Origin of the sequence: Phocaeicola paurosaccharolyticus JCM 15092 (genome assembly GCF_000613805.1) — a bacterium.
In the GTDB taxonomy this organism is placed as follows: domain Bacteria; phylum Bacteroidota; class Bacteroidia; order Bacteroidales; family Bacteroidaceae; genus Phocaeicola; species Phocaeicola paurosaccharolyticus.
In genome coordinates this window covers 1-22,743 of record NZ_BAJR01000006.1, presented here as the reverse complement: position 1 = coordinate 22,743, position 22,743 = coordinate 1, and the positions used below count along the sequence as shown (strand labels likewise).

Below are 22,743 nucleotides of genomic sequence, written 5' to 3'. Positions count from 1 at the left end.
GTTCTATTTTGTTTCAGATGGCAAAATTATATATTATTTCATCAAAAGAATCAATAAATGATTATTTAAACATAGTTCTCATAAAATAGGGTTATGAGCGAGATAGAGTTGATCCTTATAAATATTATAATTACTATATTTGCATGGTAAAAATCATACATCGAGATGAAATATAGAATTATAATCCTGATATCCTTACTTCTCATTTCAGTCGGTACAAGTGCCCAGAAAAAGAACAAGGAACTTGCCTATCACCTCGAAGTAATAAAACGTCATCATGATAACAGCAAGTCACTAAACTTTTTATGTCGTTTCTATCTGAATAAGGGTGATTTTTCGAAAGTGGTTACCTATTCTGAATACATGAAGAATATAGGTAAAAAAAATAATAACCAGAATTTAATACTCTTTTCATCTCTCTATCAAGGAGAAGCTCAGATGATGAGCGGTCGAGAAAAGGTCTCAAAAAAGAATCTTCTTAATGCATATGATATTGCCATATATTCAAAGAATGACTCGGCACTATCAATTGTTTATGGAGCACTTGGACAATATTCTGCTAATATAGATACTGACTATTACCGAGCAATACAATGGCTCTTCAAAGGAATCTCTCTTGCCCGAGAACATAATTATCAGCAACAATATGCACTGCTACTAAGTAAACTGGCAAGCATATACTATCTAAAAAGAGATATTGCCGGCTTAAAATATGCTCAAGAGAGTTATGACCTTGGACATGAGATGAATGATCCATCAATAATCTATCAGGGAGCAATCAACACTGCATATATGTACTTCCTGCTAAAGCAGAATGACAAGGCTACTATATATGTAATGGAGGCTGAAAAGCTTATTAAAGAAAATGAGTTCTATGACCAAGCTAACACGTACAACCTGCTTGGCAATCTTTTGTCCGAGTTGAAGGAGTATCCACAAGCTATGAATTATTACAAGGAGGCCATGAATGATAAAAAATCATCTCCTACTGCCTCTGTAGTATATGCACATATAGGTTATGCAAAGGTTCTTATGGCACAAAACAGGTACAAAGAGGCCATAAAAATACTCAAGCAAGGATTAGCTATATCCTTTGCCAGAACGAATGCTGTTCATAGAAGCGCCATATACGAAACAATATCGCAGTGTTATGAAAAACTCAACCAGTTCGATAATGCATTGCAATATTACAAGGTATTCAGATATGAGAACGACAGTGTATTCAATAAAGATAAGGAGAGAGACCTTAGTGAGCTACGATTCAAATACGATACTGAGCGTCAGGAGAATCAGATAAAACAGGGACGCATAGAGGTAGTACAGAAAGAGAAGAGAATTCAGCAACAGACATTTATCCTTATAATTATTGTAATAGTACTTCTGCTATTATATTATCTATATAGAAGAAAGAACAGACTGTATATCTCTATTGTAAAGCAGAATCAAGAGGCAATTAAGAGAGAGAATGATATGCAACGCCACATTGAAGATCTTGAGCAGAGATGTAAAGCAGAAGTCAATAGTGAAAAATACGCAGCCTCATCTTTGTCAGAAGAGAAGAGCGATGAACTGTTCCGAGTTTTAGAGAGGACAATGCGTGAGAAGAAAATCTATAAGGATAATATGCTTACTAAAGAAAAGGTAGCCGATCTGCTTGGTACAAACAGAACTTATCTGTCACGTATTATAAATGAGCAGTCAAACTTATCTTTCACCCATTACATAAATTCTTTCAGAATTGAAGAGGCAGTCAGGCTACTCTCAGATCCTGATAACGATACCCCACTTAAGGCAATTTCTGCTGAGCTTGGTTTCAACTCAATCTCTACTTTCTACTCTCTTTTTCAATCCTCAATTGGCATGACTCCATCGCAATACAGACGAAAAGTTATTGAGATAAAAGAGAAAAAATAGCATTCTTACACTATATAAAGCCATTTTTCTTTGCCAAAAACAGCAATTGCCGATATTTATATATGTAAAGGTGAGCTTTTTATCTACTATTTTTTTTCCTTTGTAAAAACATAAGTCTATTAATAACAAATAAATATAAGTTAAGCGATGAAAAAGAGATTCTTTCTAACCTCTATTCTGTTTACAATAATCGGCATCAGCTCGTTTGCACAGATACATGAGCCTGTCAAGTTCAAGACAGAGATAAAGAAATTGTCAACTACTCAAGCCGAGATTATTTTCACTGGAACTATTGAACCGGGATGGCATGTGTACTCTACAGACCTTCCTTCCGGAGGTCCTATATCTGCTACTTTCAATGTAGATAAGATGGAAGGTGCAACACTTGACGGAAAACTTAAACCAGTAGGAAAAGAGATTGAGAATTTTGATAAGATATTCGAAATGAATCTACGTTATTTCGGCGGGACTGCTAAATTCTCACAGAAACTTAAGCTTAATGCTCCTTCTTTCCATGTAGCTGGCTATCTGGAATATGGTGCATGTAATGATGAAAGCTGCCTTCCTCCAACAGAAGTGCCTTTCTCTTTTTCTGGCAAAGGTCCTGAGAATGCTGTAACAGATAGGACTAAAGAGAGCGAATCTGCTACTAAAGAGGTTAATGATTCTGATAAATCAATTATGATTAATGAAGATTCACTAGCTCAGGCTGAACTTGCAGTCAATGATACTACATCAGTTGAGAACTTCTGGACTCCGGTTATAAAGGAATTGAACAATTTTGGCGGAGAAAATGGTCCTACAGCGAACCGCTCAATAATATATATCTTCCTAACAGGTTTCATTGGTGGTCTGCTTGCACTATTCACACCATGTGTATGGCCTATCATCCCTATGACAGTAAGTTTCTTCTTGAAACGTTCAAAAGATAGAAGAAAAGGAATACGTGATGCTTGGCTCTATGGAGTATCTATTGTGGTGATATATGTGACTTTAGGACTTGCAGTTACGCTGATTTTTGGTGCCAGTGCACTAAATGCACTCTCTACCAATGCCATATTCAATATATTTTTCTTCCTAATGTTGATTGTCTTTGCTATATCATTTTTAGGAGCCTTTGAGATTACATTACCATCAAAGTGGAGCAATGCGGTAGACAGCAAGGCTGAAAAGACTAGCGGACTTTTTAGCATATTCCTTATGGCATTTACTTTAGCCCTTGTTTCATTCTCTTGCACCGGACCTATCATAGGATTCCTTCTTGTAGAGGTATCTACCACAGGTAGCATTATTGCACCTGCAATAGGAATGTTTGGATTTGCGCTTGCACTTGCCCTTCCTTTCACACTGTTCGCTATGTTCCCATCATGGCTTAAGTCTATGCCTAAGTCTGGCGGTTGGATGAACGTGATAAAAGTAGTTCTTGGTTTCCTTGAACTTGCATTTGCACTCAAGTTCTTATCTGTTGCCGACCTGGCTTATGGATGGAGGATACTTGACAGAGAGACTTTCCTTGCTCTTTGGATTGCAATATTTGGACTCTTAGGTCTGTATCTGTTAGGTAAAATCAAGTTTCCACATGATGATGATGAAACAAAGATTGGCGTTCCACGTTTCTTCATGGCACTTATATCTATTGCATTTGCTATATATATGGTTCCTGGACTTTGGGGTGCACCTCTTAAAGCTGTAAGTGCTTTTGCTCCACCAATGAAAACTCAGGACTTCAATCTGTATAATAATGAAGTACATGCTAAATATGACAACTACGATTTCGGCATGGAGGCTGCAAAAAAAGAAGGAAAGCCTGTAATGCTTGACTTTACAGGATACGGCTGCGTAAACTGCCGTAAGATGGAGGCTGCAGTATGGACAGACTCTAAGGTTAGTCAGATAATAAACAACAACTATATCCTTATCACTCTATATGTTGATGATAAGACTCCATTAGCGGAACCTATCAAGATTATAGAGAATGGAAATGAACGTACTTTGCGCACTGTTGGAGATAAATGGAGTTATTTGCAGAGAAGTAAGTTCGGTGCTAACGCACAGCCTTTCTATGTTTTAATTGACAACAATGGCATGCCTCTTAACAAAGCATATTCGTACGACGAGGACATAGACAAATATGTTGATTTCTTACAGACAGGATTGAACAATTATAAGAAATAAAGAGATAATGATAGATAAATCTGAAAGAGAGCAGATTATAAACCTTATTAACTGTGAAGTAGTACCTGCTATTGGCTGCACTGAGCCAATAGCAGTTGCATTATGCGTTTCAAAAGCTACAGAATTACTAGGAAAACGACCTGAGAGTATTGATGTACTTTTAAGTGCAAATATATTGAAGAACGCTATGGGGGTTGGTATACCAGGGACAGATATGATGGGATTGCCTATCGCAATTGCTCTTGGTGCCATTATAGGCAAATCAGAATATGGTCTCGAAGTACTCAAGGATTCTAGTCCAGAAGCTGTAGAAGAGGGAAAGAAGATGATTGATCAGAATATTATCAATATATCACTTAAATCAAAAATTAAAGAAAAGCTATACATTGAAGTTATTTGCAAAGAAGAAGGTAACTTTTCAAAAGCTATAATTTGTTCTGGTCACACCAACTTCGTCTATCTCTGCAGGAATGACGAGGTATTTTTGGACAAAAAAAAGAGTGTATCTAAGTGCTATGAGTCTATGGATGTAAAATTAAACCTTAAGAAAGTGTATGATTTTGCCACTACAACTCCACTTGATGAAATCAGATTCATATTAGAATCAGGAAGAATGAATATGTCGGCTGCCGAACGCTCTTTAAATGGTTCTTACGGGCATGAACTAGGAAAGATTCTAAAGAATAGCTCAAGCAAGGACAGCTTTTTAGGCAGCAATACCTTCTCAAATATTCTGTCGTATACTTCAGCTGCATGTGATGCACGAATGGGAGGTGCGATGATACCAGTCATGAGTAACTCTGGCAGTGGTAATCAAGGTATAACTGCAACACTTCCTGTGGTGATATATGCTCACGATAAAAACAAGAGTGAGGAGGAGCTGACGCGAGCTCTTATTCTTAGTCATCTCACCGTGATATATATAAAGCAAAGTCTCGGTCGACTCTCAGCTCTTTGCGGATGTGTAGTAGCTGCTACTGGTTCCAGTTGTGGAATAACATATCTAATGGGAGGTGATTATATTAAGATAAGCTATGCAGTTCAGAACATGATTGCAAATATTACCGGAATGATATGTGACGGAGCAAAACCTAGCTGTGCATTAAAACTGGCAAGTGGTGTATCAACTGCTATCTTCTCAGCAATTCTAGCAATGGAAGGTAAATGTGTCACTTCTGTGGAGGGTATCATTGATACTGACGTAGATAAGTCTATACAAAACCTGACCACAATAGGAACTATAGGAATGAACGAGACTGATAAAGTAGTTCTCGACATAATGACTCACAAACATTGCGATTAATATAAAATAATCCTTGCTACAAAATTATAGCAAGGATTATCTATAAGAGTTAAGAAACCGCCTAATAATAGGCATTCCCTATAGTGCAAACCTAAACAATTAAATTTACGTATTCTATATTCTTTTCAAAGAATGCTTTGGCAAACGGGCATGTAGGTTTTATTAATAGATGCATTTCAACTGCATATTGTATAGCCTCTTTGACCAATAATATTGCTATACCCTTACCTCTCATTGAAGGAGGTACAAAGATATGTGTGATATCCATAATCCCATCAATCTCCTCATATTCAAGATATGCTATATCTTCAAGTTCAACAACTTCAAAACGTGATACCACATCATCATGTACTACTATGTAATCCATCATAAGTATTTGTTTTAATTTGTATACTTATAATATAACAATTGTAGCGATGAAAATGTTTATTTATAATTTATATTTATTTGTACTGGAACAGAAACTGAAGATGAGCCAATATAGAGTTTAAATTTCCCAGGTTCTACTACCCACTCACTCTTTCTGTCGTCATAAAACTTAAAGTCGTCTTCATCAATTGTAAAAGTAACATCTACTGTCTTACCAGATAATATATTTACTTTACTAAATTTCTTCAACTCCTTAACAGGTCTTTGAAGAGAACACTTCTCATCACCGACATATAGTTGCACAACCTCTTTACCTGCGACTTTACCGATATTTGTTACCGGAATAGTAACGGTTAACTTCTCTCCATTAGATATAGATGAAGAAGATATCTGTGGTTTACCATATTTGAACTGAGTATAACTCAAGCCATGACCAAATGGGAAAAGTGATGGTATCTTCTTTGTGTCATGCCATCTGTAGCCTACAAGGATGTCCTCTTTATAAACTTCATTTATACTATCTCCAGGATAAGCGAGAGAATCGAATGCATTTGCCCCACAATCAGAAAGTTTTACAGGGAAAGAGAATGGTAATTTACCACTTGGGTTAACCTTTCCGCTTAGTACATCTGCTAAAGCATATCCTCCATAGAGCCGGCATACCAGCCCTGAACTATTGCAGGAACTTTAGCAACCCATGGCATTTCAACAGCGTTACCACTGAGGAGGACTAGCACAAAGTTTCTGTTAACTGCTGTAAGAGACTCAATAAGTTCATTCTGTCCGAATGGTAAAGAGTATGATGTTCTATCACCACCCTCACAATCTTGCAAATGATTCTTATTTAGACCACCAAACATTACTATAAGGTCAGCCTCTTTAGCCATGGCAACAGCCTCAGCTCTCAATGAGTCTTCTACATTCTTATCTATCTTATCCTCCCTTCCATACATAGGACGGCCAACCATATATCCTTGAGCAAACTCTATTTTTTCTCCATATAGTTCTCTCATTCCCTGAAGAGGGGATATCATATCTTTAGCCTTCAGCTCTGAAGAACCTCCACCTTGATTGAGCATCCTTACCGCATTGTCACCAACGACAAGAATTTTCTTATATTTCTCTCCATCAATAGGAAGAATAGAAGGAAGTTTATTGCCTCTCTTTTCATTCTTCAAAAGGACAATACCCTCACCTGCAATCTCTCTAGCCACATCATAATGTTCTTTTGTAGCTACTGAGCCAAAAGGTTTATTGCGTTTCATTGCTGTTCTGAATATTAGACGAAGTATTCTTGCAGCCTTTTCATTTACTGTAGATTCCGAAACTTCTCCTTTTTGTATCATCTCAAGATATGGACGAGCCAAGAAATAATCATCGAATGTAAATGCACTTTCTGATGTAAGTCCGTTAGTATACGAGCCCATCTCAATGTCCAATCCATTTAATGCTGCCTCTTTGGTATCGTGGCATCCACCCCAATCGGTTATAACTGCCCCATCAAATTTCCAATCATTTTTAAGAATCTTATTAAGCATAAGGTCATTGTGGCAAGCATGCTGTCCACGTATCTTGTTATATGATCCCATTATACTCCATGCGCCACCTTCCTCTACTGCAGCTTTAAATGCTGGAAGATATATTTCATGCAAAGCTCGGTCGCTAAGCTCTACGTTAATATGTCCACGCCACTGCTCCTGGTTGTTTAAGGCATAATGCTTCACACAAGCAGCGACACCATTTTTCTGTAACTCCTTGATATATGGTACACACATAACTGATGCCAGATAAGGATCCTCACCCATATATTCAAAATTTCGTCCATTCAAAGGGGTTCTGTATATATTTACACCAGGTCCCAAAATGACATCTTTCTCTCTATATAGAGCCTCTTCACCTATTGCCTTTCCATACTTTGCAGCCATATCCGGATTCCAAGTAGCAGCCAGGCATGTCAATGCAGGAAAAACAGTAATGCTGTCATTGGTCCAACCAGCATAGTTCCAGTTGTTCCAGTTTATCTCTGCCCTCACCCCATGAGGTCCATCACTCATCCATAATTCAGGAATACCCAAACGTGACACTCCGTAACTGCTGAATTTACTCTGTGCATGGCATAGCTTAACCTTTTCCTGAAGAGTCATACGACTAAGTGCGTCAGTCACCCTCTCCTCTATAGGTTTTGACTCATCAAGATATATTGGAGTTTGCGAGTTTACATTTAAGAATGTAAATGCAAATATTGCTATTGATAAAATCTTTTTTCTCATTGTTTTCAAGTATTGTTAACTAGGTTTTCTTTATCTTATAAAGGTTTCTTTGATGAACTTATCCTTATTGTTTCTTCTTGTAATCCATCAGATGATGCTTTTAATTGAATAACTCCGTCAGCACCGTTATTTTGTAATACAACAAGACATTTCCCATAGAATGCCTTACGCTGATTTGCTTTAAAAGGTTCAAGAGATATAGGACTTCCATTATCTACTCCAGCAATAAAAGCAGCACCCTTAACATCAAACGCCACTTGGTTTTCTGCGTTAGGACATAAATTACCATCTTTATCAACAATCTCTACAGTTACAAAGGATAAATCTCTTCCATCAGCTGCAAGAGTTTTTTTATCTGCTGTAAGTCTGATGGCATATGGTTCTCCCGCGCTTTTTATCTCCTGAATTCGAACCTCTTTTCCATCTTTTCTTGCTACAGCTTTCACCACTCCCGGTTCATATTTTACTCTCCACATAACATGATACTTACCACTCTCTTTCTTTCGAATTCCTTGTGACTTACCATTTATAAAGAGTTCAACCTCATCGGCATTATTATAATATGCCCACATATCTATCTCTTCTCCCTCTTTCCAGTTCCAATGAGGGAATAGATGCAAAACATCCTCTTTGCCCCATACTGATTTATAAAGGTAGTATACATCTTTAGGAAAACCTGCCAAATCTATTACTCCAAAGTATGAACTTCTTGCCGGCCATCCATATGGAGTAGGCTCACCAATATAGTCGAAACCGGTCCAGATAAATTGTCCGCTTACAAACGGATTATTATCAACTACAGCAAGAGTCTCCTCATGAGTACTGCCCCATGGAGCATGACAATTGTCATATGATGAACAAGAGAATGAAGGGTCAAAGAAAGGTTTGTCCCATCTTTCAGGCCATAGCATTATTGAATCGCTTGGCATCTTATAATAACCACGGGTCATTAAAGCAGAGATACTTTCTGTAATAATGAATGGCTTGTTTGGAAAATTTTTTGGGACAGATGCTATATCCTGATTATGATAGTTATATCCGATTAAGTCCAGTGAACCCGACTTAAATAGATTATTTGACGGACTTGGCTCGTTACATCCGGCAGTAATTGGACGTGTATTATCTAGTCCCTTAACAATCTGAACTAGATGTGAACATAGCATGGCACTAATGTTTGTCTTACCGCTTTCCGTAATCTCATTTTTCTTATGACCGAAGTTCAATATCAGATTAGCCTGTTCCAAAGTAAGAGTATCCGCACTAGCCTCATTCCATTGCTCAAGCACCTCATTGCCTACGCTCCACATAATTATTGACGGATGATTACGGTCTCTTCTAATCAAGTCGGTAATATCTCTCTCATGCCATTCATCAAAGTATCTTGCATAGTCATGTTTTGTTTTTTTACGACGCCACATATCGAAAGCCTCATCCATGACAAGCAGACCCATCTCATCACAAAGATCAAGTATCTCTATTGATGGAGGATTATGCGACATTCTTACGGCATTACATCCCATATCTTTAAGCAGTTTCAGCTGTCTCTCTATTGCAACTTTGTTTACTGCAGCACCCAAGCAGCCAAGATCATGATGTAGGCATACACCATTAATCTTCATACCTTTTCCATTAAGGAAAAATCCTTTTTGCGCGTCAAAGTGGAAAGAACGAACTCCTAATGGAGTTATCACCTCATCAATCTTCTCTCCACCTAGTAATATAGAGCTCTTAAGAGTATACATATATGGATTATCAGTACTCCATAAATTTGGATTCTTTATAATACAGCTCTGGGTAACAGTATCTTTACCAATAACTCGACATCTAGCAGTCTCAACCTTAGCAACCTCATTCCCATCCTTATCAAGGATAGATGAAAGAACTATTATTTTCTTTGCGCCCTTCTCACCATTCTCCAATGATGTCTGAACTTGAACATTAGCATTACCATTTTTATCTATTGTACTGCTGACAAAAACTCCCCAATGATCAATATGAATTTTATGACTTTTCACCAGCCATACATTCCTATATATTCCACAACCGGAATACCATCTTGAGTTTGGTTGCTCCAAGTTATCAACCTTTACAAGAATATTATTGTTAGCTCCAAACTTGATATATGGAGTCATATCATATCTGAAAGAGATATAACCATATGGGCGTTTACCTAAAAGTTTACCATTTATATAGACTTCTGAATTCATATACACACCATCGAAATCAATATATATATTCTTTCCCGAGTCACTCTTAGGAATGAAGAACTCTTTTTTATACCATCCTATACCTCCAGGTAAAGCACCACCACCAGTTCCTGAAGGGTTATCCTTTGAGAATTCACCCTCTACTGCCCAGTCGTGGGGCAATGTGAGAATGCGCCATCCCAAACCACTAGAATGGGCATTCTCTGCAGATTTAACATTACCAATCTTAAACCTCCAATCATTATTAAATAGTATAGTCTCTCTATGATTTTTTGCAAAGCAACTTATCACACCCCCAAAGAGGGTAACTAAAACAATGACATATATGTTTTTCATAGATATATTACAAGTTTACGCTTATCTGCTTTCCATTATATTCTACATTCACTCCCTTAGCATTAAGATCGAAAGGTCTTACTTTATCACCACTCACTAGAATGATATTGAATTTTCTATTATTCAGCATACCATTGAACTTACCTTTACGTTCACCTATTGTGACAGTTTTATTCTTACTATTGTATTTGAAGTTTATAGTACTATAATTTCCTTTTTCATAATTATAGTTCACCGCTTCATCTTCATAAAGAGTAAAGTCACCATCCTTACCATCATATACATATATAGTAATGTTATCAGCAGGCTTTTCTGTGCTGTACTGCATATCCGGGCCATAAGGCATTATTGCTCCTGCCCTTACAAAAAGAGGAATTCTTTCATATGGTGCCTCAACATTCTGACTTCCACCTTTTACAACTTTACCTGAGTAAAAATCATACCAAGTTTCACCCTCTGGAAGATATATTTTTCTACTACGAGCTTCATATTTATATACAGGGCATACCATTAGAGATGGACCAAACATATACTGATCTCCTATATTATTAACATTGCTATCAGATGTAAAGTCCATAATCAAAGGACGCATTATTGTATAGTCATTCAGATATGTCATACCTGCCAAAGAGTATATGTAAGGCATCATATTATAGCGTAACTTTGTGTAGTATACCATTGACTTGTATGCCGGATGACTCTCTGGAGCAATGTTCCATATCTCTCTATAAGGGAATTGACCATGAGCACGATATAGTGGGCAGAAGGCTCCAAACTGATACCAACGAGTGTTCAACTCTCTCCACTCTTTATAGTCGGCGTTTTCTTTCATTGTCTTGTCATACTCACGCTGTCCATTTTCATATCTCTTTTCAACACAGAATCCACCAATATCCATTGTCCAATAAGGTATTCCACTGATAGCGAAATTAAGTCCAGCTGATATCTGAGCCTTCATATCTTCCCAACGAGTAGCTATATCACCACTCCATGTTGCAGTAGAATATTTCTGAAGTCCGGCAAATCCTGAACGAGTAAGAAGAAATACTCTCTTATTATTATCAGTCTCTCGCTGTCCCTTATAAATAGCATCAGCATTCATCAGAGCATATGTGTTGAAATATTCAGTTGATGGTCCCAAAGCTGTAGGTCCTGACAAAGCTTTTCTCTCTTGAATATCACTATTTGAACATATATCAGGTTCACTAGCATCCATCCACCATGCATCTATGCCCAATGAATAAAGATGATCCTTCATCTGTCCCCAGAACATTTTACGTGCTCCCTCAGAATATGCATCATAGAAAGAACCAATATAACCTTTTCCAATCCAATCACGTATGCTGTCATTTACGGCTTTACGATACATCCAACCATTCTTGTCAAGTTCCTTATAGTGTTCAGTTGTATAATAGAACTTAGGCCAAACAGATATCATAATATTAGCATTAAGTGAGTGTACAGAGTCCACCATAGCCTTTGGATTAGGGAAACGATTCTTGTCAAATTCATGGCTTCCCCATGCATCTTCAGGCCAGTAGCTCCAATCTAATACAATATTATCTATTGGTATATTACGTTTACGGAACTCAGTAAGATTAGTAAGCAGTTCCTCCTGAGTTTTATATCTCTCACGGCTCTGCCAGAATCCCATAGCCCATTTAGGCATAACAGGAGCCTTACCGGTAAGTGTTCTGTAACCGCTTATCACTTCATCCATATTCTTACCATATACAAAGTAGTAGTCAATCTGAGGATTCATCTCACTCCACCAAGATTGTTTGTTCTGTTCACTCTCAGCTACAGGTGAAAGTGCTCTTAATGCACAGTATGACTGACCACCATCAGGAATCCACTCTATTTTGAAAGATGCTCTCTTACCCTTCTCCATATCAATATTGAACTTATAGCTATTAGGATTCCATGCAGTACGCCATATCTCAGGAACTACAAGTTTATTATCAATATACAATTTAGTGTAGCCGGCATAATATAATATGAATTTATGGTTTCCACTCTCCAAAGCTTCAAGATCACCTTCATATGTTACTGTAGATGTATATAGAGGATATTTATCAGGAAGATTCTTTATTGTCTTCAAGTCAGCATAATATAGAGAATCTTCTCTTCTCTCGATAACATCACCCGATTTGTACTTGTATGTACCGGTCAAAGCACCCTTTTCACCCTTCTTATCATAGAGATTGAATACTTTATATAGTTGAGAATACTCTTCTGGGTTACCAAAGCGTGATAGAGAATAGCTGTCCCACAACAGACCATAATTTTTATTTGATACTATAAAAGGTACGGCAACCTTAGTATTATACTGATAAAGTTCCTCGTTTTTACCCTTATAGTTGAATTCATCTGACTGATGTTGACCAAGACCATAGAAAGCCTCATCAACTGGTGACTCAAAGAGCTGGCGGATAGTGTATCCTTTCTTTCCTTCTACCTCAATAGGTGTGAACTCCTTGCCTCCCCCATTATTTTCAACAAGGATAGGATGTCCCTCTTTATCAAAGAATTTAACCTGTCCAGTTGTCTTATTAACTGAAGCTTTTATTTGTGAAGTCGCCAAACTCACCAACGAGTCATTCTCCTCTACAGAGAAAGGAATGTTTTCACCCACCGATGAACAAATCAAACTTTTCCTATCAGAGAATTTGTCCTCTGGAGTAGCAGAAACTTTAATCAGTTTGTCTCCCAAAACTTCAAGTTTGACTTTATTGACATCTAGTTCCGATTTCTGTGGTATGTTTACTACTATACCATTATCAATCTTTTCAAAATTCTTGTGTGAACATGAGAAAAGTAATACACAAGAAAAAATTGCAAAATGTGAGAATCTTAAATTCATTATGTTTTTCTTTACGTTTTTTTCTTGATACAAAAATAGGCAGTAAAGAGCAAAACAACCCTCTACAATGTATCTATAAGAGGATTGTTTTGATTCTAATAAATATTGTATGTTTCTTTAAAGGGTATCATTTGTTATATTTCCCTTGTTCTCCTGGTATACAGATGGCAGGATACCATATTCTTCCTTGAAATATTTTGTAAAATATTTAGGATTATTAAATCCTACATGATAAGCTATCTCTGAAACGTTTTGCTGGCTTTCTCTCAAGAACTGAGCAGCACGTTTCAAGCGTATCACTCTTATAAACTCTATTGGAGTCTTGCCTGTAATAGCCAACAGCTTTTTATAAAGATGAACGCGACTCATACCAAGCTCCTGACTAAGTTCTTCAACTGAGAAGTCACTTCTAGATATATTATCCTCAATATACTTTATCGCTTTGTCAATAAGTTTTTCATCCATTGAGGTTATTGTAATATTACTTGGTGTAGGATCAATATAATTATGGAATTTATTGTACTTATTCTCCATAAGTTTCTTCATCCTCAACATAAGAATTTCTATGTTGAAAGGTTTTGAAATAAACTCATCAGCTCCATCTGCCAATCCTTCAGCCTCAGCTTCTTTTGAGTTTGCAGAAGTGAGCAATATAAATGGGATCTGTGAAGTCACTCTGTCGTTCTTAACAAGGTTACATAATTCCTTGCCATTCATCTGAGGCATCTTCAGATCACATATAATTAGATCGGGTTTATTCTCCTTAATCAATGTCCATGCCTTGTTACCGTTCTTAGCCAGCATAACGTTATATTCAAGGCTCAAAGTCTCCTCCATAAACTGAAGGAAGTCTACATCATCGTCAACTACTAGTATGGTAGGCTTATTAATTATCTTCCTCTTTGGCTTACCATCTTTATCAAGCATCAAGTCTTTAGCTATATCTGATAAAACAATATCATCATTTTTCTTTTTACCTATAGAAGAATCATAATCCGGTATATCATCAGAAGAGATAATATGTTTTTGATAATGATCATAGCCATCCTCAGTAAGTTGGATAACAGTAGCCTTCTGCAACTTAATTGTAGATACAGTATCTATGCCAAGTTCATTCATCCTTTCATCATCTCCTTTACTCTGTTCTCCTTCTCCTTTCAGTTTGCCTGCTGCTATGGCAGCTCTGATTTCTTGAATTGTATGAATATAAGGAACATCATCATGAACGTTATCTAGAGGTTTTATCATTCCATCACTATCACTGCTCTCCTCATCAGTACTCTTTGTAGCTGTCTTAGAACGTTTAATCGGAATTTCCAGTACGAATACTGAGCCTTTTGGTACATTATCATAGACCATAATTTTCCCTTTAAGCACATCAACAAAATCTTTTACAATGCTCAAACCGATGCCACTTCCATTGGACTCAATATCTAGATTATCAACTTGATAAAAGCGATCGAATATTCTCTGCTTGTCAACATCCTTTATACCTATACCGGTATCAGAAATCTTTATCTCGAGAGTTTCAATAAAAGCATCATTATAATCAAGTCCCACATTTACATCTACAGTGCCACCATCAGGAGTAAACTTAATGGCATTGGAAAGAAGGTTATTGATTATTTTCTCCATCTTATCAGAATCGAATGAAATATTCAGAGAGCTCACATTTGAGAAGAAAGAGACTCTAAGTTTTTTAGTCTCTCCTATAGTTCTGAATTTCTCAGTTATATCCTTTATGAATTGAATTATATCACCATCCGAAAGAGATATCTGATGTGAGTTTGCTTCACTCTTTCTAAAGTCAAGCAACTGATTAACCTGATCCAAAAGTTTCTCCGCATTGCTATGTACTACCTTAAGTTTTGTTTTAAGTTCACCATTCTTTTCATTCTCTTTCATCAGTGCCTCAAGAGGTGTTATAACCATTGTCAAAGGAGTTCTCAACTCATGACTGATATTTACGAAAAATTTGGTCTTAAGATCATTCAGTTCTTTGGTCTTCTCAGCCTCAGTCTCAATCTTATGTATTCTAAGTGCATTGTTTGATCTCTTTATTACTAAGCATCTAATTACCCATATAAGTCCAAAGATTAACAGTACATATATTATATATGCCCATGTAGAAAGCCAGAAAGGAGGTAGTATTGTTATATTAAGTTCTGCTTCAGGACCAACAAAGCCGTCATTATTTACCGCCTTAACTTTCAATACATAATCATCTGCCGAAAGGTTTGTGAATGTTATTTTTCCTGTATTCGACACAAGCCACTCATCATTGAATCCCTCAAGTTTATAGTAATATTTTATCTTCTCCGGAGACACATAGTCATCTGAAGAGACATTTATAGTAAACACATTCTGCTTGTAGTCCAAAGTCATTGAGCGTGAAGAGTTCAAAGAATTTGTCAATACCACGCGCTTACCATACTTTTCACCAATTACTACATCCTGGTTGAAGAGAGATATACCGGTAAATATAACGTTAGGTGCAATCTTGTTATGCTTTATATGATGAGGATTACAATAGTTAACTCCATATAATCCTCCCATAAGAATGTCACCGTTAGACAATGCCTTTATTGAGCGTTGATTGAACTCTGCATTCTGAAGTCCATCATTATCATCATAAACTACAAATGAATATACATAAGCTCCACTCTTCTTATCAAGCATCAGCGATATATTAGTAACACCATTTGATGTTGATATCCACATGTTCTTATCTGAATCCTCAACAATACCTGATATTAAGTCTGACGATAATCCATCTTTAACTCTGAGAATCTTTATTTCATCAGTCTTAGGGTTGTATATATTAAGTCCCTCTCGAGTACCTATCCAAATCAAGCCTCTGCTGTCTTTGTAAACCTGTCCTACATCCAAGCTGGAAAATCCATGGCTGCCTGATTTTGAGCCTACAAGATTCAATATTTTATCCTCTTTGATATTAATTAAAGAAATACCATAAGATGTGCCGACTACCATATCATTGCCTGATATAAATATAGATGATATATAGTCAGTAGGTAGCTTACCTGATTTAAGGTTATAAGTCTTGAATTTGTTATTTGCCGGGTCGAATGACTGAAGTCCACCACCTAAGGTTCCTATCCATATCTTACCATAATTATCCTGAGCAAGAGCCCATACGTTATTATTTGCAAGGGAGTTCTCATTCTTGGGGTCATTTTTATAAGTTATAAATTTCCCATTAACCAAATGGCTCAATCCACCCCAGAAAGTACCTACCCAAAGTGAGTTATCCCTATCACGAAGCAGACATACTACTGTATTTGATGAAAGAGAATTCCCTTTGTTCTGAACATATGTAGTCACCTCATTATTATTCCTGTTCCAGTTTATTAGTCCGGCATCATTGGTACCAAGCCACAGAGAGCCATTATTACCTTCCTCAATACAATTGATGTCACCTATATGATCTATACCAAACTTAAATGTACTTTTATTGTAAAAAGAGATACCCTTTTTGTATGTACCGACCCACATGGTACCTTTATCATCATAGTAAAATGATGTTATATTATTATTCCTAAGGCTCCTGTCATCATTGGGAGAACTCTTAAGGTGAGAAACTGCTGAAGTTAAAGTATTATATATGGTTATACCTCCTTGATCATTACCAATCCAAATATTGTTTTCATCGTCCATGGCTATTGCATGCACCATATCATTAGCCTCTTTATCAACAACTAAAGAGGCTCTCTTATCATCCCACTTCCTATTTTTCAGATTGTACACCCACAAACCAAGAGGTCCATATATCCACGCGTTGTCCTTATTATCAACAAAGAGAGAAAAATCAGCATATTTGCCTTTACCTTCTGCTTTTGCTATTTTATCATCTATCCAACGAAAAGAAGCATCCGACTTGTTCAGAGAGACAATTGTTCCATTACCATATACAACTAATAATTCATTCTGTCCCTCTACCATATCCATAACATTATCCTTTGGGATACTACCAACTCCAAGCTCTGCAGAATATACAAGTTTTGTCTCTGGTTTGAGAAGATATATAGCCTTGCCTTTTATATATATCCACATATCATTATTAGATGCTATATATATCTGCTCAGGCTCCCCTGAGATACCATAATTTATCATCCAATCTCGGGTATTTCTGCTGAAAGTTTCTGTCAATGGATTATAAACGCTATATCCTTTCAATGTATTAATCCATAAATTACCATCAGCATCTTCTTGAACTTGCTCTACATAGTTATCAGCCAATGGTCCGTTTTCGGCAGTGGAACTTCTGAACACCTTCACAGTTTTCCCATCATATCTGTTCAGACCTGATGCTGTAGAAAACCACATGTATCCCGACTTATCTTTAAATATGCTGTTTATCTGGTTACTTGACAATCCATCTTTAACTTCAATATGCTTGAACATATAATTGTTAGCATAGCAAAATGCACTTAGCATCAAAAAGATGAAAAGAGATAGTTTTCTCATATAATAACTTTATAAGTTGTTCATTTATAGTTGTTATGCAAATAAAATAAAAACACTATTAATTGACAAACTATTTTCAGCTTTTATCATTTTATCCGCATGTTTTGTTACCTAAATTCGATAAATATCCTTTTTTACCTATAAACTTCACCAAAAAATGTATAGGCGTCGCATCAACATTGAACACATTTTATCCTGTAAAAACAGCTCGTTCCGCTTTAATAATTAGTACTTAATTGTATTAAAACATATTTTTTTTGTACTGCGTAATCAATTTGAAGAATCAATATTTCATCATTATCCAAACCATTACTATAGAATTTTACGATGAATCAATTACTACTCACGTTTTATTTTTAAGCGACTTATGAATAGATGAAGTATTGATTGAAGTTTAAAATAAGATTAAGAATTTTGAAGATGAAATAGGATATTGGTAATTAAGACAATAGTATAATCTTTAATTTTTATTTTATATCTTTGCCGAACTCAATAATAAAATAAAAAAGGAAATGAATATATTCTCTAAATTATTAGGAAGAAAAGCTGATGGGGCCGCAGATACTCAAAGAGTTGGAGGTATGGAAGATTTTATGACTCTTATCAGAGTTTATTATCAATCAGTAATGGCTACAAATATTGGTATATCCAACATAAGTTTCCTTCCTGACCTTGCAGTGTTCAAACGTACACTTAAAGTTCCTACACAGAATAATAAGCTTGGTATAGCCGAAAGATCTAAATGCAAGAAGATGCTTATAGATATCTATGGTCTTAGTGATGACTTCTTCAAGGAGATAGACAACTCTATAAAAAAGAACTGCCGTAATGTAAACGATGTAAAAACATACCTCTTTATGTTCCAAGGTTTCAGCCAAGATTTAATGATGCTTATCGGAAACATTATGCAATGGAAATTCCGCATGCCTAGCATTTTTAAAAAGATGCTCTATACTCTTACTGAAAAGACAGTGCACGATATCATGACAAAAAATAGCTGGAAAGATGACAGTGTTGCAAAGACATGTATCACCATACGTAAATATCATAATACTCTTGGTTATTCTGAGAAATGGATGACTGAATATGTATACAAGATTGTCCTTTTAGCTAAGAAAGAGCCAAAACCTAAAGAATAAATCATGAATCCTGAGACAGAGAGGCATCCTTTAGAACCTTTTTTGCCCTCAAATGCTGTCCTTCTCATGTTAGGTAGCTTTCCACCTCAGAAAAAGAGGTGGAGCATTGACTTCTACTACCCTAACATGCAGAATGACATGTGGAGAATATTTGGACACCTCTTCTTTAATGATAAGGAACACTTTATACTACCATCTAAAAAAGCATTCAATAAAGAGCTTATTATAAGTTTTCTAAACGAAAAAGGAATAGCAATATTCGATACTGCTACAACTGTAAGGCGACTTAAAGATAATGCTTCCGATAAGTTTCTGGAAGTGGTGGAACCGACTGATATAAGAGACTTGCTAAACAAGATCCCTAATTGTATAGGAATAGCTACCACAGGGCAGAAAGCTACTGACATTATACGAATGCAGATTGATGTAGAAGAACCTGAAGTAGGGAATTATAAACCTTTTATCTTTGAAGGAAGAGAGATGAAATTCTTCAGAATGCCATCATCAAGCAGAGCATATCCACTTTCTTTAGATAAAAAAGCAGAAGCATACAAGGTCATGTTCAACGACTTAGCTCTTATCTGACTTTTCCATCACCCATTTTATGCGTCCAGTGGTTTGATTTTACGAATTTTATACTACCTTTGCATCCGCAAACACGGGAGTAGCTCAGTTGGTAGAGCACCGGTCTCCAAAACCGGGTGTCGGGAGTTCGAGCCTCTCCTCCCGTGCAAAAATAAAGAGTTGTAACGATTGTTACAACTCTTTTTATATTTTTTGCTCGGACACTAATAATTTCAATGATCAACGTAAAAAATATATGCTTGACAGGACCAATAAGATTTACGAAGGAAAAAATATTCAAATTGGATAATCCAACAACGTGCAAGAGTTTCGTTCCGCATGGAATTCATAAATTTAACTTATTAATCACATTCTCAATAAGTTCTATCGACTTTTCAATATCTGTATTATTTATTTCTACAACATCAATTCCTAATTTTCTACCGACATTATAAGCATTTCCTCTCTCTCTCTCTTGCAATTCATTTACGATGTTAACATCATATAGCATTGAGTCTCTTTTTCTCAGCCTTGATATAATTACGTTGGGTGCTAAAGTGATTAAGATAATGATTAAAGGTTTAATTTCATCATATACAAACATCGGAATATCTTCTATTTCGTAAGTTGCTGTCAACAATGCAAAATGTCCATCAAGTATATATATTAAATCCCCTTCTAAATATGATTTAAAATTTTCCACAAAAGAGTTTTGAGTCTCTTCTACGCTACTTACTCTCTTATTCTTTAAATTAATTGAATATTCGTCCCATTTTAATATTTTACTACTAGACAGATGTTTAAGGCCAAGTCGTTTCTCAAGAATACTACAAATAGTGTCTTTGCCGACTCCATGAACACCACTTATATAAATTATACGATTATTATACATTTCTAGATGAGGATTACAGATTACTATTATCATCAAGATATTTAAAAGATTGAGGGGCAACAAAGTTATCAACTTCCATAAACGGATTCAAGGGAATATCGTATAAAATAGGATTTGATATTTTCAAGGCATATCCTTTATTTCGATCTTTGAAATATTCATCAAAAAAAGATTTAGTTATTCCTGAATTATTCTTTGTTTCTTCCCACAACTTGTTCGGATTCTCTTCAATAACTTTCTCTATTGTAAATTCTCCTACAATTAGTCCCTCTGGTTTTGTTGAATATACTATAACTTTTTTTACTTTTCTAGAAAAAATAGATTTTCTGTATTCGTATTTTTTATTTCCACTAAAAATTTCTTTTACAAATTCAGGCTTTATCGATAATAATACTTTCATTTATCCCTACTTTTGATATTATACTATTGAATTGTTCATCTTTCAATTCCAAGAACCCAACATAATCTGTTCTTGATATTATGTCATCAGTAATGAGTTCGTTTCTGGTTATTTTCCTATTGAATGCAACAACATAGTTCATCTTTATTACAACAGTGTCATTGTTATTATAATAAGACTTTAATTCATTTTCATTAAAGATACTATAAGAATTTGTATATTTTATAAAATCCTTTTCACTTTTAAAGTCCTTTGGGAATTTTATTTCTTGGACGATACATAATGAAGTTATTACGCTTGAATATTCTGCGCAACGATAATCTTTTGTTCTGTAAATAACTAAAATATCACCGGGCTTCAATTCGTTTAGTCCATTCATTTTAGCTAAGTAAATTTTCTGTATACTATTCGTATACGAAACATCTTGTATCAATTCTTCTTTATTCTTAACTTCGGTTTTCAATATTGAGTTTGGGAAAAGTTTTGTATGATACAATGGATAAACAGATAAAATATATTTTTTGGCTCCTTTTGATTTAAAGTATGGATAATTCATTAATAAATTTTTCGTCTCGGATAGCTGATTCATCTTCTTAAACAAAACTTCCTCTTGTTTATCGCCTGTTCCTTTAGTACCATAATAGATAAATCCATACCTTTCCAATAGTCTTATTAATCCTGAATGCTTTTTAAAAATAGTTACATATATCTCATCTACATTTAATTCTAAGGCTGTATCAAAAATTTTTTTTTATAAAACATTCACCTAATCTTGTATCGTGTCCTTCCACTTTAAAAGTTCCAACTTTTAATCTATCAGCTTTAAGCATTATTGGTGTAATATCATTTAACTCTCCCTTTTCTAATTTCATATATAGAAAAGCTAAGAGATTTCCATCCTTATTCTTTAAGATAAAAGCTTCAGTGCCACTTTTTGACTTCTTTTCAAACCATTCAACAAATTCATCATAATCATTTCTAAGGCTATCAAAGAAAGAATCTTCTAAATTAACATCAGCAAACTTTACTTTATCAATCATACTATTTTGTTTTACAGGTTAACAGGCATAAATAATCTTCTTTTGTGAAACGTCTATAAATTTTCATAAAAGACATAAATGATATATTAGATAGCACAAACATTAATGAAGTAATCAATATATCACTATTATTAATGTCCATTTTTATGAGTATTATCATTATAAGAAATAAAGTATTACAGCAGAAAATTAAGGTAAGTGATCTAAGGAATCCGTATAATGCTATATAATTATCGGCCTTTCTTCTTCTATCCTCTATATTATAGTAAACATGATACATAATTATACTATGTATATCTGTATGTTCACTCAAAAGTTTATCTTCTTGAAAATTTAGCTTATTCAAAAGTTCTTTTTGTTTTATTATAATATTATGAATGGTAAATTCATCAAAAGGTCTTGTCATATATTCATTAATCCTGATAAAATGACCAATTAATAATAATACTATAGAAATAGGGAAAAGGAGTATTGCTATCAAAACTCTCCAAATAAAAATAACAGCATCCGTCATACAAAAATAATTACAGATGTAATACATAAAGCTAGTTTTAACACGATTCAGTAAAAAGAATGAGGGATATCTAAAAAGACAATTTGAAAAATATTCAATAATACATGAAGACAAGAATGACACAACATGTCCCAATACGTATAAAAAGATTAATAAGACGATGATATTAATCAAGAATCTATCACTAAAAATTACCAAAGTCTTTGATAAAGAGTCTATGATTTTGGGATAATCCAAATTATAATCACTAGTGATTATAATTATATATAGAT

Annotated in this window: 13 protein-coding genes, 1 tRNA gene and 1 pseudogene; 6 read left to right on the top strand and 9 right to left on the bottom strand. The window is 35.3% G+C overall.

The window, feature by feature from the left end:
• Positions 1 to 165: 165 nt before the first annotated feature.
• The 3 genes from JCM15092_RS04455 to JCM15092_RS04445 all read left to right on the top strand — a co-directional run bounded on the left by JCM15092_RS04455 (position 166) and on the right by JCM15092_RS04445 (position 5,392).
• Positions 166 to 1,914, top strand: coding sequence for a helix-turn-helix domain-containing protein (locus JCM15092_RS04455; protein ID WP_024993610.1), 1,749 nt, complete (start codon positions 166 to 168; stop codon positions 1,912 to 1,914).
• A gap of 147 nt (positions 1,915 to 2,061) precedes the next feature.
• Positions 2,062 to 4,089: a protein-disulfide reductase DsbD family protein gene (locus JCM15092_RS04450; protein ID WP_024993609.1), complete on the top strand. Its 2,028-nt coding sequence runs from the start codon at positions 2,062 to 2,064 to the stop codon at positions 4,087 to 4,089.
• A gap of 7 nt (positions 4,090 to 4,096) precedes the next feature.
• A complete protein-coding gene (locus JCM15092_RS04445) occupies positions 4,097 to 5,392 on the top strand; it encodes an L-cysteine desulfidase family protein (RefSeq protein ID WP_024993608.1) in 1,296 nt (431 codons plus the stop codon).
• 91 nt (positions 5,393 to 5,483) lie between these two features.
• Here the strand turns inward: JCM15092_RS04445 and JCM15092_RS04440 are convergent, their stop codons facing one another.
• The 5 genes and pseudogenes from JCM15092_RS04440 to JCM15092_RS04420 form a co-directional block, all read right to left on the bottom strand.
• The gene (locus tag JCM15092_RS04440; RefSeq protein ID WP_235782271.1) at positions 5,484 to 5,762 is read right to left on the bottom strand and encodes a GNAT family N-acetyltransferase; all 279 of its coding nucleotides are present in this window, start codon (positions 5,760 to 5,762) and stop codon (positions 5,484 to 5,486) included.
• 56 nt (positions 5,763 to 5,818) lie between these two features.
• Positions 5,819 to 8,031: pseudogene (locus tag JCM15092_RS14920) on the bottom strand (beta-glucosidase family protein).
• Between the two features lie 35 nt (positions 8,032 to 8,066).
• The gene (locus JCM15092_RS04430; protein ID WP_024993606.1) at positions 8,067 to 10,574 is read right to left on the bottom strand and encodes a glycoside hydrolase family 2 TIM barrel-domain containing protein; all 2,508 of its coding nucleotides are present in this window, start codon (positions 10,572 to 10,574) and stop codon (positions 8,067 to 8,069) included.
• Positions 10,575 to 10,581: 7 nt separating this feature from the next.
• The gene (locus tag JCM15092_RS04425; protein WP_024993605.1) at positions 10,582 to 13,437 is read right to left on the bottom strand and encodes a TIM-barrel domain-containing protein; all 2,856 of its coding nucleotides are present in this window, start codon (positions 13,435 to 13,437) and stop codon (positions 10,582 to 10,584) included.
• A 117-nt stretch (positions 13,438 to 13,554) separates the two neighbouring features.
• Entirely contained in the window at positions 13,555 to 17,922 is a 4,368-nt protein-coding gene (locus tag JCM15092_RS04420; RefSeq protein WP_024993604.1) for a hybrid sensor histidine kinase/response regulator transcription factor, read from the bottom strand.
• A gap of 512 nt (positions 17,923 to 18,434) precedes the next feature.
• Between JCM15092_RS04420 and JCM15092_RS04415 the strand changes: the two genes are divergently transcribed.
• From JCM15092_RS04415 to JCM15092_RS04405, 3 genes are all read left to right on the top strand, one after another.
• Positions 18,435 to 19,061, top strand: coding sequence for a DUF8491 family protein (locus tag JCM15092_RS04415; protein ID WP_024993603.1), 627 nt, complete (start codon positions 18,435 to 18,437; stop codon positions 19,059 to 19,061).
• A gap of 3 nt (positions 19,062 to 19,064) precedes the next feature.
• Positions 19,065 to 19,646 carry a uracil-DNA glycosylase family protein gene (locus JCM15092_RS04410; protein ID WP_024993602.1) on the top strand — a complete coding sequence of 194 codons (582 nt, stop codon included), beginning with the start codon at positions 19,065 to 19,067 and terminating at the stop codon, positions 19,644 to 19,646.
• Between the two features lie 73 nt (positions 19,647 to 19,719).
• A tRNA-Trp gene (locus JCM15092_RS04405) sits at positions 19,720 to 19,792 on the top strand.
• Positions 19,793 to 19,971: 179 nt separating this feature from the next.
• Here the strand turns inward: JCM15092_RS04405 and JCM15092_RS04400 are convergent.
• From JCM15092_RS04400 to JCM15092_RS17450, 4 genes are all read right to left on the bottom strand, one after another.
• Positions 19,972 to 20,550 (bottom strand): ATP-binding protein, encoded by a 579-nt coding sequence (locus JCM15092_RS04400; protein WP_024993601.1) that lies wholly within the window; start codon positions 20,548 to 20,550, stop codon positions 19,972 to 19,974.
• Positions 20,531 to 20,917 carry an ASCH domain-containing protein gene (locus tag JCM15092_RS04395; protein ID WP_024993600.1) on the bottom strand — a complete coding sequence of 129 codons (387 nt, stop codon included), beginning with the start codon at positions 20,915 to 20,917 and terminating at the stop codon, positions 20,531 to 20,533. Before JCM15092_RS04395 ends, JCM15092_RS04400 begins: the two co-directional genes overlap by 20 nt.
• On the bottom strand, positions 20,889 to 21,581 hold the full coding sequence (locus tag JCM15092_RS14915) for a hypothetical protein (RefSeq protein ID WP_235782270.1): 693 nt from the start codon (positions 21,579 to 21,581) through the stop codon (positions 20,889 to 20,891). Before JCM15092_RS14915 ends, JCM15092_RS04395 begins: the two co-directional genes overlap by 29 nt.
• 73 nt (positions 21,582 to 21,654) lie before the next feature.
• Positions 21,655 to 21,957: a hypothetical protein gene (locus tag JCM15092_RS17450; protein ID WP_235782269.1), complete on the bottom strand. Its 303-nt coding sequence runs from the start codon at positions 21,955 to 21,957 to the stop codon at positions 21,655 to 21,657.
• Positions 21,958 to 22,743: the final 786 nt, after the last annotated feature.